The 16,906-nt window shown below is 67.1% G+C and carries 13 protein-coding genes and 1 riboswitch; of the genes, 11 read left to right on the top strand and 2 right to left on the bottom strand.

Annotation, left to right across the window (positions count from 1 at the left end; genetic code table 11):
* The first annotated feature begins 200 nt into the window (after positions 1-200).
* From MTY59_RS06900 to MTY59_RS06865, 8 genes are all read left to right on the top strand, one after another.
* A complete protein-coding gene (locus MTY59_RS06900) occupies positions 201-1,055 on the top strand; it encodes an SDR family NAD(P)-dependent oxidoreductase (RefSeq protein WP_221045015.1) in 855 nt (284 codons plus the stop codon).
* Positions 1,055-2,455: an aromatic ring-hydroxylating oxygenase subunit alpha gene (locus MTY59_RS06895; RefSeq protein WP_221045014.1), complete on the top strand. Its 1,401-nt coding sequence runs from the start codon at positions 1,055-1,057 to the stop codon at positions 2,453-2,455. Before MTY59_RS06900 ends, MTY59_RS06895 begins: the two co-directional genes overlap by 1 nt.
* Entirely contained in the window at positions 2,452-4,299 is a 1,848-nt protein-coding gene (locus MTY59_RS06890) for a flavin-containing monooxygenase (protein WP_221045013.1), read from the top strand. Before MTY59_RS06895 ends, MTY59_RS06890 begins: the two co-directional genes overlap by 4 nt.
* Positions 4,296-5,246, top strand: coding sequence for an SDR family NAD(P)-dependent oxidoreductase (locus MTY59_RS06885; protein ID WP_221045012.1), 951 nt, complete (start codon positions 4,296-4,298; stop codon positions 5,244-5,246). The genes MTY59_RS06890 and MTY59_RS06885 overlap by 4 nt, the downstream gene beginning before the upstream one ends.
* Positions 5,247-5,259: 13 nt before the next feature.
* The gene (locus tag MTY59_RS06880; protein WP_221046295.1) at positions 5,260-6,408 is read left to right on the top strand and encodes a CaiB/BaiF CoA transferase family protein; all 1,149 of its coding nucleotides are present in this window, start codon (positions 5,260-5,262) and stop codon (positions 6,406-6,408) included.
* 43 nt (positions 6,409-6,451) lie between these two features.
* Positions 6,452-8,164: a thiamine pyrophosphate-binding protein gene (locus tag MTY59_RS06875; protein ID WP_221045011.1), complete on the top strand. Its 1,713-nt coding sequence runs from the start codon at positions 6,452-6,454 to the stop codon at positions 8,162-8,164.
* A gap of 29 nt (positions 8,165-8,193) precedes the next feature.
* Positions 8,194-9,621, top strand: a complete 1,428-nt coding sequence (locus MTY59_RS06870) for an aldehyde dehydrogenase family protein (protein WP_221045010.1) — start codon at positions 8,194-8,196, stop codon at positions 9,619-9,621.
* A 238-nt stretch (positions 9,622-9,859) separates the two neighbouring features.
* Positions 9,860-11,854, top strand: a complete 1,995-nt coding sequence (locus tag MTY59_RS06865; protein ID WP_221045009.1) for an acyltransferase family protein — start codon at positions 9,860-9,862, stop codon at positions 11,852-11,854.
* A gap of 2 nt (positions 11,855-11,856) precedes the next feature.
* On the opposite strand, the gene MTY59_RS06860 is transcribed toward MTY59_RS06865, so the two are convergent.
* The gene (locus tag MTY59_RS06860; RefSeq protein WP_221045008.1) at positions 11,857-12,516 is read right to left on the bottom strand and encodes an O-methyltransferase; all 660 of its coding nucleotides are present in this window, start codon (positions 12,514-12,516) and stop codon (positions 11,857-11,859) included.
* 124 nt (positions 12,517-12,640) lie between these two features.
* Positions 12,641-12,813, top strand: a riboswitch (M-box (ykoK) riboswitch).
* A gap of 239 nt (positions 12,814-13,052) precedes the next feature.
* Between MTY59_RS06860 and MTY59_RS06855 the strand changes: the two genes are divergently transcribed.
* Together MTY59_RS06855 and MTY59_RS06850 are read left to right on the top strand one after the other, a co-directional pair.
* Positions 13,053-13,259 (top strand): hypothetical protein, encoded by a 207-nt coding sequence (locus tag MTY59_RS06855; protein WP_221046692.1) that lies wholly within the window; start codon positions 13,053-13,055, stop codon positions 13,257-13,259.
* 115 nt (positions 13,260-13,374) lie between these two features.
* On the top strand, positions 13,375-15,177 hold the full coding sequence (locus MTY59_RS06850; RefSeq protein WP_221045007.1) for an NRAMP family divalent metal transporter: 1,803 nt from the start codon (positions 13,375-13,377) through the stop codon (positions 15,175-15,177).
* On the opposite strand, the gene MTY59_RS06845 is transcribed toward MTY59_RS06850, so the two are convergent.
* A complete protein-coding gene (locus MTY59_RS06845; protein WP_221045006.1) occupies positions 15,169-16,113 on the bottom strand; it encodes an NADP-dependent oxidoreductase in 945 nt (314 codons plus the stop codon). The genes MTY59_RS06850 and MTY59_RS06845 overlap by 9 nt on opposite strands.
* Positions 16,114-16,293: 180 nt before the next feature.
* Between MTY59_RS06845 and MTY59_RS06840 the strand changes: the two genes are divergently transcribed.
* Positions 16,294-16,905 carry a hypothetical protein gene (locus MTY59_RS06840; RefSeq protein WP_221045005.1) on the top strand — a complete coding sequence of 204 codons (612 nt, stop codon included), beginning with the start codon at positions 16,294-16,296 and terminating at the stop codon, positions 16,903-16,905.
* Position 16,906: the final 1 nt, after the last annotated feature.

Here is a 16,906-nt window from a genome sequence, read left to right as displayed (position 1 = left end):
AGCCGTTTGGGCTGGACGCTATCAACTCCGCCTAGTCCAGACAATAGCCGCCGATGGGCGGCGAACCCACCTTGACAGGCAAGTCCAACGATCGGAATAGTGTTCTCCAAAGGACAGAATGCGATATTTTGTCCGGACAAGGTGCGCGGATTGATCCCGCTGCGGACGCGTGACGCGATGGCGGCAGGGGAAAGCAGGTCATGGCCGATCACGGGGAACTTCTAGGGCTCGACGGCCGCGTCGTGGTGGTTTCCGGCGCCGGCGGGGGCGGCATCGGCACGACCGTCACCGCCATGACCGCGCGGGCCGGGGCCACCGTGATCGCGGTGAGCCGGTCGAAGGAGAACCTCGACGAACACGTCGCCCCGCTGGCTCAGCAGGGGCTGCCCGTGGTGCCCGTCGCGGCCGACGCGTCGACCGACGAGGGCATCGCCGCGGTGATCGACCACGCGCGCCGCGCCGACGGCGACTTGTACGGGCTGGTCAACGTCGCCGGCGGCGCGGAGCCGTCGACGTGGATGCCGTCCACCAGGGTGTCGCGCGGCGACTGGCGCAAGATCTTCGCCGACAATCTCGAAACGGCATTCTTCATGAGCCAGGCCGTCGCCAGTGAACTCGTCGCGCAGCGACGGCAGGGGTCGATCGTGTCGATCTCCTCGATCAGCGGCATGAACTCCGCGCCGTTCCACATCGCCTACGGGACGGCCAAGGCCGCGATCACGGCGATGACGCGCACCATGGCCGTCGAGTTGGCGCAGGCGGGAATTCGGGTCAACGCCGTGGCGCCCGGCGTCACCGAGACCGCGGCCTCGCGCACCTACGTCGACGAGGACCCCGATCGCGACCGGCGGGCGATCGCGATGGGCCGTCGCGGGCGGCCCGAGGAGCAGGCCGGCGCCATCCTGTTTCTGCTCTCCGAGCTGTCGAGCTACGTCACCGGTCAGACGTTGCTCGTCGACGGCGGCCTGGACCTCAAGTGGAGCCACCTCGGCACCGACAACACCTCGCTGTTCCTCAAAGACGAATCCTTCCGCGCGGCGATTAGGAGGATGTGATGACCGACCTGGCCAAGGGCGTGAATCCCGAAGCTGCCGAAGAACTGTCGACGCCGATGACGATCGGGGTCGAGGCATACATCTCCGAGGACTATGCGCGCGCCGAGCGGGACAAGCTGTGGCGCAAGGTCTGGCAGCAGGTCGGCCGCGTGGAGGAGCTGCCGGATGTGGGCAGTTACCTGACCTACGACATTCTCGACGACTCAATCATCGTGGTGCGCACCGGAGAACAGGAATTCCACGCACACCACAACGTGTGCATGCATCGTGGCCGCCGGCTGATCGACACACCCGAGGGCGCCAAGAACGCCTGTGCTCGAACCCGAAAGTCGTTTGTCTGCGGCTTTCACGGCTGGACCTACGGCCTCGACGGCGCGTGCACACACATCCGCGAACAGCAGGACTGGCAGGGAGCGTTGACGCCCGACAACACCCATCTTCGACCGGTACGGGTCGATACGTGGGGCGGCTGGTTGTGGATCAACATGGACCCCGACTGTGAGCCGCTCGCCGACTTCCTGTTCCCGGCCGCCAAAATTCTCGACCCGTTCGGCCTGGAGAACATGCGCTACAAATGGCGCAGGTGGCTGTCCTTCGACTGCAACTGGAAAGTCGCGATGGAGGCCTTCAACGAGACCTACCACGTCTTCACGACGCACCCGGAGTTCAACAAGTTCGGCGAATTCAAGGGCTGGGCCAAGGCGCAAGGCAAACACAGCAACATCGGCTACGACGCGCCAAAGGATTTGGAGGCCACCAAGTCCAAGATCCGCCTCGGCACCGGGGGCGACCCGCGGGTGTCAACCGCCGAGATGCAGATCTACACGATGGAGGAAACCAACACCTCCACCACCGAGACGCTGGTGAACGCCGCCAAGCGGCTGGTCCACGAACTGCCCGAGGGCACACCGCCCGACAAGGTCCTCGAGCACTGGCTGGCGTCGGCGCGCCGCGACGACGAGGCCCGCGGCGTGATCTGGCCGACGATCCCCCCCGACATCCTCGGACAGGCCGGCACCGCGTGGCAAATCTTTCCGAATTTCCAAATCGGTCAGGGTCTGACGGTCGCGCTGTGCTACGGCGCGCGGCCGCATCCGAGCTATAACCCGAACAAGTGCATTTTCGAGGTGTCCGTCTTCGAGCTGTACCCGAAAGGCCAAGAACCCCAGACCGAGTGGGAGTACACGCCGGTCGGTGATCCCCGGTGGCGGTCGGTGCTGCCGCAGGACTTCTCCAACATGGCCGCCGTGCAGCAAGGCATGAAGTCGCTCGGCTTCCCGGGCACCAAGCCCAATCCGTACCGCGAGCGCAGCACCGTCAACCTGCACTACCAATTGTCGAGATATATGGGAGCCGGTGAGCCCCAGGAACTATCAGGGAAGGAGCACCCCGGGGCATGACGATGTACCAAGACGGTTGCGGGCCCACGCAGACGCCCGACGACTTCGACATCGCCGCGCTGCGCGAGAAATACGCCCACGAACGTGAAAAGCGGCTGCGCAAAGAGGGTTCCAAGCAGTACATCGAGTTGGAGGACGACTTCGCCGGCTACTACGAAGTCGACCCGTACACGCCCGCGACGCCGCGCGAGCCGATTTGCGAGGACATCGACGTGGCGGTCCTGGGCGGCGGATTCGGTGGCCTGCTGTCGGCGGCCTACCTGAAGAAGGCCGGCGTGGACGACGTCCGTGTCATCGAGCTCGGCGGCGACTTCGGCGGAGTCTGGTACTGGAACCGGTACCCCGGCATCCAATGCGACAACGAATCCTACTGCTATATACCGCTTCTCGAAGAGCTCGATTTCATGCCGTCGAAGAAGTTCGCCGACGGTGCCGAGATCTTCCAGCACTGCCGCAACATCGGTAAGCAATTCGGCCTCTACGATTCGGCGATCTTCTCCACCCAGGTGCACGACCTACGGTGGGACGAGGGGATCAAGCGCTGGCGGATCAGCTCCAACCGCGGCGACGATATCCGCGCCCGGTTCGTCGTCCTGGCGTCCGGCCCGTTCCACCGCCCGAAACTGCCCGGCATCCCCGACATCAAAACCTTTGGCGGCCACAGCTTTCACTCGTCGCGGTGGGATTACGACTACACCGGTGGGGATGTCAGCGGCAATCTGCACAAGCTGGCCGACAAGCGCGTCGCGGTGGTCGGCACCGGCGCCACGGGCATCCAGATCGTGCCCTTCCTCGCCCGTGACGCCAAGCATCTCTACGTCTTCCAGCGGACGCCGTCGACCGTTGACGCCCGCAACAACACCGCGACCGATCCGGAATGGGTCAAGACGCTGCGGCCCGGCTGGCAACGGGAGCGGCAGCGCAACTTCCACTCGTGGACGTTCGAGGGCATGGCGCTGGGCCAGCCGGATCTGGTCTGCGACTTCTGGACCGAGCTCGGGCGCAACACCGCCGCCCGGGTGCTCGCACTGGACGATCCCGCGTCGCTGACCCCCGAGCAGTTCATGGCCATCCGGGAGGAAGAGGACTACAAGATCATGGAGCGGCTGCGGCGCCGCATCGACACCCTGATCGACGACGGCGCGACCGCCGAAGCCCTCAAGCCGTACTACCGCTTCCTATGTAAGCGCCCGTGCTCCAACGACGACTACCTGGCCAGCTTCAACCGACCGAATGTGACGCTGGTCGACGTGTCATCGAGCAAGGGCGTCGAACGCGCGACCGAGAAGGGTTTGGTCGCCAACGGTGTCGAGTACGAGGTTGACTGCATCATCTACGCCAGCGGCTTCGAAATCACCACCGAGATCAGCCGCCGCTACTCGATCGAAACGATCGAGGGACGCGACGGGCTGTCGCTGTTCGATTACTGGGGCGACGGCTACAAGACGCTGCACGGGATGACCAGCCGCGGCTTCCCCAACCAGTTCTATACCGGCTTCACCCAGGTGGGCATCTCCGCCAACATCGCCGCCAACTACGAGCTGCAGGGCGAGCACATCGCCTACATCATCGCCGAGGCGCTGAAACGGGGTGCGACCACCGTGGAGCCCAGCCAAGCGGCGCAAGAGGAGTGGTGCGCGACCATCCGCGAAACCGCAGTCGACAACTCGGCATTCGACGCCCAATGCACGCCCGGCTACTACAACAACGAAGGCGGCGGCGGGGGAGAAGGAATCCGGTCACACCTGGGCGAGCCGTACGGTCCGGGGTTCTACGCCTTCGAGGACCTGCTGCGGGTGTGGCGCGACAAGGGCGACCTGGACGGGTTGGTGCTCGGCACTTGAGCGAAACCCTGGGGCCCCAACTGCGATTCGACGACCGTGTTGCCGTGGTGACCGGAGCCGGTCGGGGGCTGGGCCGCGCCTACGCACACCTGCTCGCCTCGCGCGGCGCGAAGGTGGTCGTCAACGACGCCGGCGGCGAGCTCGACGGCGACGGGGCCGACGAGGGGCCGGCCGAGCAGGTGGTCGCCGAGATCACCGCAGCCGGGGGAGGGGCCGTCGCGTGCAGCGCGTCGGTGGCCACCAGCAACGGCGGGCTGGAGATCATCCAGACGGCGGTCGACAACTTCGGTCGAATCGACATCTTGATTCACAACGCCGGCAACGTCCGTCGCGGCTCGCTCAAGGAGATGAGCTACGAGGACTTCGACGCCGTGCTCGACGTGCATCTGCGCGGCGCCTTCCACGTGGTGCGGCCGGCCTTTCCGCTGATGTGTGAGGCGGGCTACGGCCGCGTCGTGCTGACGTCGTCGATCGGCGGCCTGTACGGAAACCACAATGTGGCCAACTACGCGGCCGCCAAGGCGGGCGTGATCGGGCTGTCCAATGTCGTCGCTCTCGAAGGCGCCGCCGAGGGCGTGCGATGCAACGCGATCGTGCCGGCCGCGGTGACGCGGATGGCCGACGGCATCGACACCTCGGCCTACCCGCCGATGGGCACCGAGCTCGTCGCGCCGGTCGTGGGTTGGCTCGCGCACGAATCCTGTTCGGTGACGGGCGAATTGTTCATCGCGCTGGCGGGTCGCGTGGCGCGGGCGGTCATCGTGGAGAGCCCGGGCGTGAGCCGGCCGTCGTGGACCATCGAGGAGGTCGGCAACCACCTCGATGCGATCCGGTACGTCGAGGCGCCACTCATTTTTCCGGTCGTCCCCGACGGGCACAACGAGCACATCCGCTACAGCTTCGAACTGGCTCACCGCTCAACCGACCAAGGAGCGCTCAATGGCTAGCCCGACGGGCCCGATGGCCGGCGTGCGCGTGATCGACCTCACCGCGATGGTGATGGGCCCGTACTGCACGCAGATCATGGCCGACATGGGCGCCGACGTGATCAAAGTCGAACCACCGCAAGGCGATAACACCCGATTCATCTCGGTGGGACCGGCGCCGGGCATGAGCGGGGTGTTCGTCAACGTCAACCGCGGCAAGCGCAGCATCGTGCTGGACCTGCAGACCGACGCCGGAACACGCGCGCTGCGCGCGCTCATCGAGACCGCCGACGTGTTCATCCACTCGATGCGTGCCAAGGCGATCGCCAAGCTCGGCTTCGGCTACGACGACGTCGCCGCGATCAATCCCGCTGTCATCTACACCAATTGCTACGGATACGGCCGACGCGGGCCCGACCACGACCGTCCCGCCTACGACGACACGATCCAGGCCGAATGCGGCCTGCCGGCGGTGCAACAGCAACTGACCGGCGAGGCCGACTACGTCGGAACCATCATGGCCGACAAGATCGCCGGCCTGACGGCGCTGTACGCCACGACGATGGCGCTGTTCCACCGCGAGCGCACCGGACAGGGGCAGGAGGTCGAGGTCGCCATGTTCGAGACCATGGCCTCGTTCATGCTCGTCGAACATGCCAACGGCGCCCTGTTCGACCCCCCGCTGGGGCCGGCGGTGTACCCGCGCACCGTGGCGCCCAACCGCCGGCCGTACCGCACCAGCGACGGCTACATCGCCGCGCTGATCTACAACGACAAGCACTGGAACGCCTTCATGAAAGCCGTTCAGCCACCGTGGGCCAGCGAGCTGTATTCGACGCTGGAACAGCGCGCCCGCGAGATCGACACCGTCTACGGGCTGGTCGCCGAGACCATGAAAGAGCGGACCACCGCGGAGTGGCTGGCGCTGCTGCGCGAACTCGAGATACCGGCCGCACCGCTGAACACGCCCGGCGCGCTGTTCGACGACCCGCATCTCAACGCCGTCGGCATGTTCGAGACGGTGGACAGCCCGCACGGACCGGTGCGCTTCCCCGGCGTACCCACCTGGTTCTCCCAGACACCGGGCCGCGTCGCCGGGCCCGCACCCGAGCTGGGCGCACACACCGCGGAGATCCTCGACCAGCTGGGCCTGGCGGTCGACGGTGTTCCTGGTTCCGGATAGCGATCTCAACGAAATATATTGCTGATGAAGGAGTTTGAAGACCATGGGCGTGCCCGTTTACAATCGCATCCTCGACCTGTTCGAGGCCGAGGGCGTGAACACGCTGTTCGGCATCCCGGACCCGAACTTCGTGCACATGTTCGCCGAGGCCGACGCCCGCGGCTGGTCGGTGGTCGCACCGCACCACGAGCTGAGTGCGGGATTCATGGCCGAAGCCGCGTCGCGGATGACGGGTAAGCCCGGGCTGTGCATCGGCACGCTCGGACCCGGCATGGCCAACATCGCCGGCGCGATCCAGTGCGCGCTCGTGGAGAACTCGCCGGTGATCTTCCTCGGCGGTCAGCGCGCCCGCATCACCGAACGCCGGGTCCGGCGCGGTCGCATCCAATTCGTCCGCCAGGAGCCCCTTTTCGCGTCGTCGGTCAAGTACAGCGCATCCATCGAGTACGCCGACCAGACCGACGAAATCGTCCACGAGGCGATCCGGCGCGCCATGTCCGGCACCCCCGGCCCGGCCTACATCGAGTACCCGTCGCACGTCATCTTGGCGGAGCTCGATGTCGCGGATCCGCCGCCGCCGCACCGGTATCGGCTGGTCAACCAGGGCGCGGGCGACCGTGAGGTGGCCGAAGCGGCCAAGCTGATCCGCGAGGCCGACAGCCCGATCCTGTTGGTTGGACACGGGGTCCACACCTCCCGCACCCAGCATCAGGTCAAGGAGCTGGCCGAGCTGATGGCCTGCCCGGTGATCCAGACCTCCGGCGGCACCTCGTTCATCCCGGGACTGCAGGATCGGACGTTCCCCTATCTGTTCTCCCCGGCCGCCAACGAGGCGGTCGAGGAATCCGACCTGTGCGTCGCGCTGGGCACCGAACTCGGTGAGCCGATGCACTACGGCCGGACCCAGCATTGGGCCGGCAACGATGCGAACCGCAAGTGGGTGTACGTGGAGCAGGACCCGGCCGCCATCGGCGTCAACCGTCCGATGGACGTGGCGCTGGTCGGCGATCTGCGCGGCGTCATACCGCAGCTGGTCTCCGCGCTCAAGGATTCCCCACGCAAGCCCGCACCCGCGCTACAGGCCCTGATCGAAAAGGATGCGAAAGAGCTTGCGGATATGGCGGAATCGGCACCGTCCGGACGCTCGCCGATCCATCCGGCACGCTACGTCGTCGAAGCCACCAAGGCGTTCAATGCGCTCGAGGACGGCATCATGGTGCGCGACGGCGGCGCGACCGTGATCTTCCAGTGGACCTACTCGCAGTCCAAGCCGCGCGACGTGATCTGGAACCAGAACTTCGGCCACCTGGGGACCGGCCTGCCCTACGCGATCGGAGCCTCCGTCGCCGAGGGCGGCAAGCGCCCGGTGATGCTGCTGACCAGCGATTCGGCGTTCCTGTTCCACATCGCCGAGTTGGAAACCGCTGCGCGGCAAAACCTTCCGCTGGTGTGCGTGGTGGGTGTCGACCACCAGTGGGGCCTGGAAGTGGGCGTGTACAAGCGCACCTTCTCCCAGCCGTCGCCGCAGCCCGGTGTGCACTGGAGCAAGGACGTCCGGATGGACAAGGTTGCCGAGGGCTTCGGGTGCCACGGTGAGTATGTCGAGAAGGAAGAAGAGATCGGCCCGGCGATCGCTCGCGCCTACGCCAGTGGCAAAGTCGGTGTGGTGCACGTGTGCATCGATCCGAAGGCCAATTCCGAGGAGATGCCCAAGTACGACCGATTCCGGACCTGGTACGCCGAAGGCACCCAGTAGGGCCCGCAGGAAGAAAGAGGATCGATGTCATGCGCGAATACCTGAAGTTCTACATCGACGGACAGTGGGTCGACCCGGTGCGCCCCAACACCTTCGACGTCGAGAACCCGGCAACCGAGCAGGTTTCCGGCAAGATCTCGCTGGGATCGGCGGTCGACGTGGACGTGGCGGTGCAGGCCGCCCGGCGGGCCTTCACCGGCTGGTCGCAGAGCACCCGCGAGCAGCGCCTGGACCTGTTGCAGGCCATCCTCGCCGAATACCAGAAGCGCGCGGACGATCTCGCCGAGGCGGTCACCGAGGAGATCGGCGCGCCGCCCTCGCTGGCCGCGGGGCCTCAGGTCTTTCTCGGGATCGGCCACCTGACCACCGCGATCGACGCCCTGAAGAACTTTTCGTTCTCCGAACAAAAAGGGGCGACGCTGATCGCCAAGGAACCGATCGGCGTCTGCGGCCTGATCACGCCCTGGAACTGGCCGATCAACCAGGTCGCGGTCAAGGTTTACCCGGCGCTGGCGACCGGCTGCACCGTCATCCTGAAACCTTCTGAGGTGGCGCCGTATTCGCCCTACATCTTCGCCGAGATCCTGGATGCCGCGGGCGTGCCGGCAGGGGTGTTCAACCTGATCAACGGTGACGGCGCGGGCGTCGGCGTGGCCCTGGCGAGCCATCCCGACATTGACATGGTGTCGTTCACCGGATCCACCCGCGCCGGTGTGGACGTGGCCACCAACGCCGCCGCGACCGTCAAACGGGTGACCCAGGAACTCGGCGGCAAGAGCCCTAACATCGTCCTCGACGACAGCGGCTTCGCCGCGGGCGTCAGTGCGGGCGTGGCCAACATGATGCCCAATTCCGGGCAGAGCTGTAACGCGCCGTCGCGCATGCTGGTCCCGAATTCCCGGATGGACGAGGCCATTGCCATCGCGCGGGAAACCGCCGAGAAAGTCGCGGTGGGAACCGACGACGCGACCGCGATCGGGCCGGTGGCGTCCAGGACGCAGTTCGAGAAGGTGCAGCGCCTGATCCAGCAGGGCGTCGACGAGGGTGCGACCGTGGTTGCGGGAGGCCCGGGCCGGCCGGACGGACTGGACAAAGGTTACTACGTCAAGCCGACGGTCTTCGCGCACGTCACCAACGACATGACGATCGCGCGTGAGGAGATTTTCGGGCCGGTGCTGTGCATCCTTGGCTACGACGATCTCGACCACGCCGTCGAGATCGCCAACGACACCCAATACGGCCTCGCCGGCTTCGTTTCGGGGGCCGACCTCGACACGGCGCGCGACGTCGCCCGCAAGATCCGCGCGGGATGGGTGACCATCAATCACGCGTTCGACATGAACGCACCGTTCGGCGGGTACAAGCGCAGCGGCAACGGTCGCGAATGGAGCGAATTCGGCTTCCACGAGTACCTGGAGGTCAAAAGCACCCTGGGCTACGCGCCTGACAAGGCCTGACGGGTCGGGCCGAAATCCGAACGCAGCGCGGCGAAAAACACCTCGCGTGTCCTCCACCTGATCCTGCGCGCCCGCCTCTAGGCTGGCTTGCTGAACTCAACAGGAGGGGCAGCGACGTATCGGCATCAACCTTGGCGCCGGGCGAGATGGTAGTTACGGCGCGCTGACAGTAAGCACCGAGCCGGGCGGGTCTCACCCCGCACCGGCTCGTCGTACTCGGCGCCGATGGGTCGCCCCCATGCGCCGCGTCGGCCGGCTGGCGATCTGGGACCGGCCGGAGCGGGCCAGCGGAATCCCGGCGCTCGACGGGCTGCGCGCGATCGCGGTTGCACTGGTGCTCATCGGACACGGCGGCATTCCCGGCGTCAGCGGCGGATTCATCGGCGTAGACGTCTTTTTCGTCCTCAGCGGATTTTTGATCACCTCGCTGCTGCTGGACGAGCTGGGACGCAGCGGCCGTATCGAGCTCACCGGTTTCTGGATCCGGCGCGCCCGGCGACTGCTGCCCGCGCTGGTGCTGATGGTGCTCACCGTGGCCGCGGCCCGCCAGCTGCTGCCCGACCGGTCGCTGACCGGGTTGCGCGACGACGCCATCGCGGCCTTCGTATGGATGGCGAACTGGCGGTTCGTCGCTCAGAAGACCGACTACTTCACCCAGGGCGCCCCGCCCTCGCCGCTACAGCACACCTGGTCACTCGGGGTGGAGGAGCAGTACTACTTCGTCTGGCCGGTGCTGCTGATCGCGGTCACCCTGCTGCTCGCGGCCCGCGCCAGGCGCCGCTCGACCCGGGCGACCGTCGGCGGCGTGCGGTTAGCCACGTTTCTGATCGCCACCGTGGGAGCACTGGCCTCGGCTGCGCTCGCCATCGTCATGACGTCGGATGGCACCCGCGACCGGATCTACTTCGGCACCGACACCCGCGCGCAGGCGCTGCTGGTCGGCGCCGCGTCGGCCGCCCTCCTGGTTCGGGACTGGCCGTCGATGAACCGCGGCTGGTGCATGATCCGTACCCGATGGGGTCGCCGAGTGGCGCGCGTTCTGCCGTTGCTCGGGTTGGCGGGGCTGGCGGCGGCGACGCACTACGCCACCGGCGCCAGCGGTGAATTCCGGCACGGCCTGCTGATCGGGGTCGCGATCGCGGCGGTAATCGTGATCGCACCCGTCGCGCTGGAGCAGCGCGGCCTCATCGCCCGCGCGCTCGCGTTGCGCCCGCTGGTGTGGCTGGGAACCATCTCCTACGGCGTCTACCTGTGGCATTGGCCAATCTTCTTGGCGCTCAACGGCGAACGCACCGGGTGGTCCGGGCTGCCGTTGTTCGCCGCGCGGTGCGGCGCCACGCTGGTGCTGGCCGCGGCATCGTATTGGCTGCTCGAACAACCCATCCGGCGCTGGCGACCGGCGCGGGTGCCGCTGCTGCCGCTGGCGGCCGCGACCGTGGCGAGCGCGGCCGCGGTGACCCTGCTGGTGGTCCCGGTGGGCACCGGGCCCGGTCTGCGCGAGGTCGGCCTACCGCCCGGCGTCTCGGCGGTCGCGGCGGTCTCGCCGTCGCCGCCCGGCGGCACCCGGCCCCGAGATGCCAACCGGCCGTTCACCGTTTCGGTGTTCGGTGATTCGATCGGGTGGACCTGGATGCACTACCTGCCCCCGACGCCGGGGTTTGCGTTCCTCGACCACACCGTCATCGGATGCAGCCTGGTGCGCGGCACGCCGTACCGCTACATCGGTCAGACTCTCGAGCAACGATCCGAATGCGACGGCTGGCCGATTCGCTGGTCGAGGCAGGTTAGCCAGGATCAGCCGGACGTCGCGCTGCTGGTCATCGGTCGCTGGGAAACGGTGGACCGGGTCAACGAGGGCCAGTGGACCCACATCGGCGACCCGACGTTCGACGCCTACCTCAACGGTGAGCTCGAACGGGCGTTGACCATCGTGAGTGCCACCGGTGTGCACGTGGTGGTCGCGACCGTCCCCTACAGCCGGGGTGGTGAAAAGCCGGACGGCCGGCTGTATCCGGAGGACCAGCCGGACCGGGTCAACCTGTGGAACACCATGTTGCGCAAGACCGTCAGCCACCACCCGAACGTCGCGATCCTCGACCTGAACAAGAAGCTGTGCCCCGACGGTGTCTACACCGCCAAGGTCGACGGCATCAAGGTCCGCAGCGACGGCGTCCACCTCACCCCCGAAGGGGTGAAGTGGCTGACGCCGTGGCTCGAGGAATCGCTGAGGTAGTCCTAACCGCTTGTGCGGCAGCTGATCTCCATGCTGTCGCTGTCGCGAACCTGGAAGTTGAAGCTCACGTAGCCGTTCTCCGGGTTGCGCACCCGGTCCAGATAGGGCGCCATGTCGGCCGAGCTGGCGTTGTCGGCGATGACGAGCACACCGGGTGACAGGCGCGGTTCCAGCAACTCGAGCACGGGCAGGTACAGGTCCTTCCAGCCGTCGAGCAAGACGAAATCGACCGGCCCCGCAACGTCCGCCAGCGTGGACAGCGCGTCGCCTTCGAGGATGGTGATGACGTCGTCGAGACCGGTCTCGGCGAACGTCTGCTTGGCCGCGGCGATCTTGGTATCGCTGAGTTCGGTGGTCACCACCCGGCCGGTGCCGTTGTCGCGCACCGCGGCGGCCAGGTGCACGGCGGAAATGCCGAAAGACATGCCGAATTCGACGATGGTGGCCGGGCGGGTGGCGCGTACCAGTGAATACAGCAGCCTGCCTGCTTCCGGTGTCACCGGGATGTAGAACTCGCTCATCGCCTCGGCCCGCTCCTGTGCGGTCATCGGGCGATCGAACGTGCCGCGCCGCTCGCGCAACAGCGCCATCTGGTTTTTCGACTCGGCGTACATGCGGTCGAGCGTCGAAGCGACCCGGGCATCCTGCAACGTTGTGGTCATGGCATCGAGCCTAGGCGCGCAGCCTGGGCGGGCGCTGGGAGAGCCGCGCCGGGCGTCAGGGATCCGTTAAGCGTTTGACGACGCGTTTGACGAGCCCGCGACCGCGGTGCCACTATGGACCCCGCAAGCACCTCGGTAGGTGAGGCGTCTGCATGGATACAGGCCACTGACCCCGAACGTCGAGAGACGCCCCGGGTCAGGACAGCTCTTCCCGGACCCAAGGGTTGAGCCCAAGTGGCTTCTGGAATGTTCCGGATACGCCGTGCAGTGCCGAAGCTCCGACGAGAGGGGTGCGACCCGCGGCATGTGACGCGGGTCATTCCTGCCTCTTTCGTTCAGGTGAATGTGGTGACACCCGCGTGTGTCTTGGCCGTGAGGAGGTGAGGGCGAGATGAGTCCCGGCGATAGTCCCTATCCGAAATCCGTCTTGTCCCGATCCGGTTCCGGCATTTCTCTCACCGCCTGACCTCTCCTGGTGCTGCGCGGCCGAGCAGCCGTGCCGATGCCGATCGGGCCTCCGTCAGGAGAAGAAGATCATGGCTTTTGTTATCACGCACCGTTTTTCCACCGCTTCCCGGATGCGCGGACGCTCGATGCTGCGTGCAGGCCGGTTGTTGGCCAACAGGTTTCACTGGCAGGCCGGCCTGACCCAGCAGGAGCGGGCCAACCTGTACGTGTCGAGGATGCCGATCGCGATGGTCACCGCATCGCTGGGTGGCCACGCCTCGGGTTCGGACCGCTGAACCACCGCCGCGGCGACGGGCGTCACAGCGCCGCCCGTCGCCGCAGGCGCGTTGAGTGCCGCAACCGCGACTGCCTCATCACGAGGTGAGAAGTGTTCGAGATAGCGAGGATTCGATGACTTCGATCGACACCGGCGGCCGTCGCCGCGACTCGGGATTCGCTGCTGCCGCGCGGGAAGACGCACGCCGCGAGGCGCATAGCCCGACGGTGCTCGATTCCGCGCACGTCGGCGACATCGTCGGCGCGTTCGGGCGCATCCGGCGCGACGGGGACGGCGGCTACGGGGCGTTCAGCGGACGCTGGCGCCGGCTGCGCACACTGGCGGTCATCACCGGTCCGGGGTTGATCGTTATGGTGGGCGACAACGACGCCGGCGGCGTCGCGACCTACGCGCAGGCCGGCCAGAACTACGGCATGGGACTGTTGTGGACGCTGGCACTGTTGATTCCGGTGCTGTACGTGAACCAGGAGATGGTGCTACGGCTCGGCGCGGTGGCCCGGGTCGGGCACGCGCGCTTGATATTCGAGCGGTTCGGCAAGTTCTGGGGCGCCTTCAGCGTCGGTGATCTGCTGGTCCTGAACGCTCTGACGATCGTGACCGAATTCATCGGCGTCTCACTGGCTCTCGGGTTCCTGGGTTGCCCGAGGGTCGTCGCCGTCCCTGCCGCGGCCGTGCTGCTGTTCGCGGTGGTGGCCGGCGGGTCGTTCCGCCGTTGGGAGAGGCTGATGTTCCTGCTGATTGCGGTGAACGTGCTGGTCTTCCCGATGGTGTGGCTGGTGCATCCGAACCCGAAAACGGCGGTGGCCGGCCTGATCCCGCAGTTCCCGGGCGGCCTCAACTCCACGGTGCTGCTGCTCGTGGTCGCGATCGTGGGCACCACGGTCGCGCCGTGGCAGCTGTTCTTCCAGCAGTCCAACGTGGTGGACAAGCGCATCACCGCCCGCTGGATCCCCTACGGCCGAGCGGATTTGGCCATCGGAATCGTCGTGGTCATGGTCGGCGCGACGGCGTTGATGGCCGTGGCGGCGTTCGGGTTGACCGACACCGCCGATGCGGGTCACTTCACCGATGCGGGCGCGGTCGCCGCGGGATTGTCGAAGCATCTGGGCGGGACGCTGGGGGTGCTGTTCGCGATCATCCTGCTGGACGCATCGCTGATCGGCGCCAACGCCGTCGGCCTGTCAACCACCTACGCGGTCGGTGATGCCATGGGCAAGCGGCACTCGTTGCACTGGAAGATCAGCGAGGCCCCGCTGTTCTACGGTGGCTACGCGATACTGCTCGGAGTTTCGGCGGCGGTCTCCTTCAGCCCCGACCACATCCTGGGCCTGGTGACGCAGGGTGTGCAGGCGCTCGCCGGTGTCCTGCTTCCCTCGGCGACCGTCTTTCTGGTGCTGCTGTGCAACGACCGGGCGGTGCTGGGCCCGTGGGTGAACACGGTGCGGCAGAACATCATTGCGTGGACCATCGTGTGGTGTCTGGTGCTGCTGTCGCTGGCGTTGACGGCCGCCACCTTCTTTCCGAACCTGTCCACCGCCACGCTCGAGGAGGGCCTTGCCGGCGGAGCGGTGCTGGGCATCGTCGCCGGCGCGATGATGATCGTCGTTGGCCGACGGCACCGCAACCTGACCGACGCCGAAGCCATCGTGCGCACGCTCGGCGGTGGCCTGGACCCAGAGGAGGTCGACGAACTCGACGAGGCCGCGTCGCTGACGCGTGCCGAGCGCCGGGCCGTACGTCGCCAGGACCGGGCCGGCTGGCAGACCCCCAACCTCGCGCTACTCGATCGGCCGACGATGTCGCCGATGCGCCGGGCGGGGCTGTTCACCCTGCGGGGCTACCTGGTGGTGGCCGTGGCCTTCGTCATCATCAAGATCGTGCAGGCAGGTGTGGTCGGGCCGGCAGCCTCACTGTGAGTTAGTGGGCAGCAGAACGATTTTCCCGTGGGTGTGCCGCTGCTCCAGCTCGGCATACGCGTCGGCGACCCGGTCCAGCGGGTAGGTTGCGGCGATGTCGAACTCGATGGCTCCGGAGACGATCAGGTCGGCCATCTCGGCGAGCACCTCGGGCGTCGAGCCCTCCATGCTGCCCTCGGTCTTGGCGCCCACCTCCCCCGCCTTCTGGAACGAGATGATGGTGTCGATCCGCTCGGGCGCCACGCCGAGATCGACGGCGAGCTGGACGTAGTCCGGGCCGAACAGGTCGATGAATGCATCGATGCCATCCGGTGCCGCCTCGCGTAGCCGTTCGAGGAGCCCGTCACCGTAGGCGATCGGTATGACACCATGCGCGCGCAGCCACTCGGCGTTGCCGGGCCCGGCGATGCCCAGCACCCGCGCCTTGCGCAGCACCAGGAGCTGCACGACCAGGCTGCCCACCCCGCCCGCGGCGGCCGACACGGCGATCGTCTCACCCGGTTGGGGTGCCACCGCGCGGACGGCCGCATAGGCGGTCGCCCCGACCACGTACAGCGAACCCGCTGCCTCCCAACCGAGTTGGGCCGGTTTGCGGATCAACTGGTTCACCGGAACCGCGGTGTGGGTGGCGTGGCTGGACCGACGCAGGCTGAATCCCAGGACTTCGTCGCCGACGGAAAACTCGGTGACCCCAGGTCCCACGGCGGTGACGACGCCGGCCAGGTCGCTGCCCTGTCCGGAGGGGAAGGTGGCCGGGAACATCTCGTGCATCGCCCCGACCCGGATGCCGGCCTCGCCGGGGTTTATCCCGGCGGCTCGAACCTCGACGACGACCTCGCCGGGCTCGGGGGAGGGCATCTCGATGTCGGCGACGTACAACACCTCGCGTCCGCCGTAGCGGTCGAACCGTACCGCGCGCGCCGCCGCAGCCGTCATGCCGATCTCCTTCCGGTCGAGGATGCTCCTACCCACGCCAGCATAGGCACCCGATGTGCTACCCACCGGGTGCCCAGTGGGCATATGTTCGTAGCAAGCCTGGTTCACACCAGCATTTCGCCGGCGGCGTCGGGAGCCGCGGTGAAACCCGGATACCGATGACACGTGGAAGGAACATGCGTGGAAGTTGATCGGATCGGCAAAGCCGGCTGGGCCGTTGCCATCGTCGTGATCGGCGCCGCGAGCAGCGGATGTGGCGGCGCCGACAAGGCCTCGCCCCCGTCGGCGTCGAGTTCCGCCGCTTCGACCAGTTCGAGCGTGGTCACCGGCCCGCCCTCGGGTCAGCCCTCGGATTACGGCTTCTTGTTGATCAAGCCGAACGACGTGGGCGGCGGTCTCACCGCGCCGCAGTCGCCCATGCTCAACCCCAACAACGCGCCGGGGGTCGCCCAACTGTTCGCCAACGCCGACAGCAGCCGCCGGCTGTGGGACACCATCACGGTCGCCGCGGACCCGGCGGCAGCCGCCGCCGAATTGGCTTCCACCCAGGGCGGTTACAACGGCAAGGTGAATGGGAGTTGGCAGCCGCTTGCCGTCGGCGCCCACGGGGTGACGATCTCGGGCACCTCGCCGGACAACTCCCAGGCCATGACGGTCTTGGTCTTCACCGAAGGCAAGGCGTTGGTCACCCTGGAATTCGATGGCGCGCCGACCGACCCGCTCGATCCGGCCGTCGCCCTCGACATCGCCCGCAAGCAGGATGCCGCGGTCAGGGCCGGGCTGCCCGGCTAGC

The sequence above is a fragment of the Mycobacterium senriense genome, from assembly GCF_019668465.1.
Lineage (GTDB): Bacteria > Actinomycetota > Actinomycetes > Mycobacteriales > Mycobacteriaceae > Mycobacterium > Mycobacterium senriense.
This window is presented reverse-complemented; position numbering and strand designations above follow the sequence as displayed.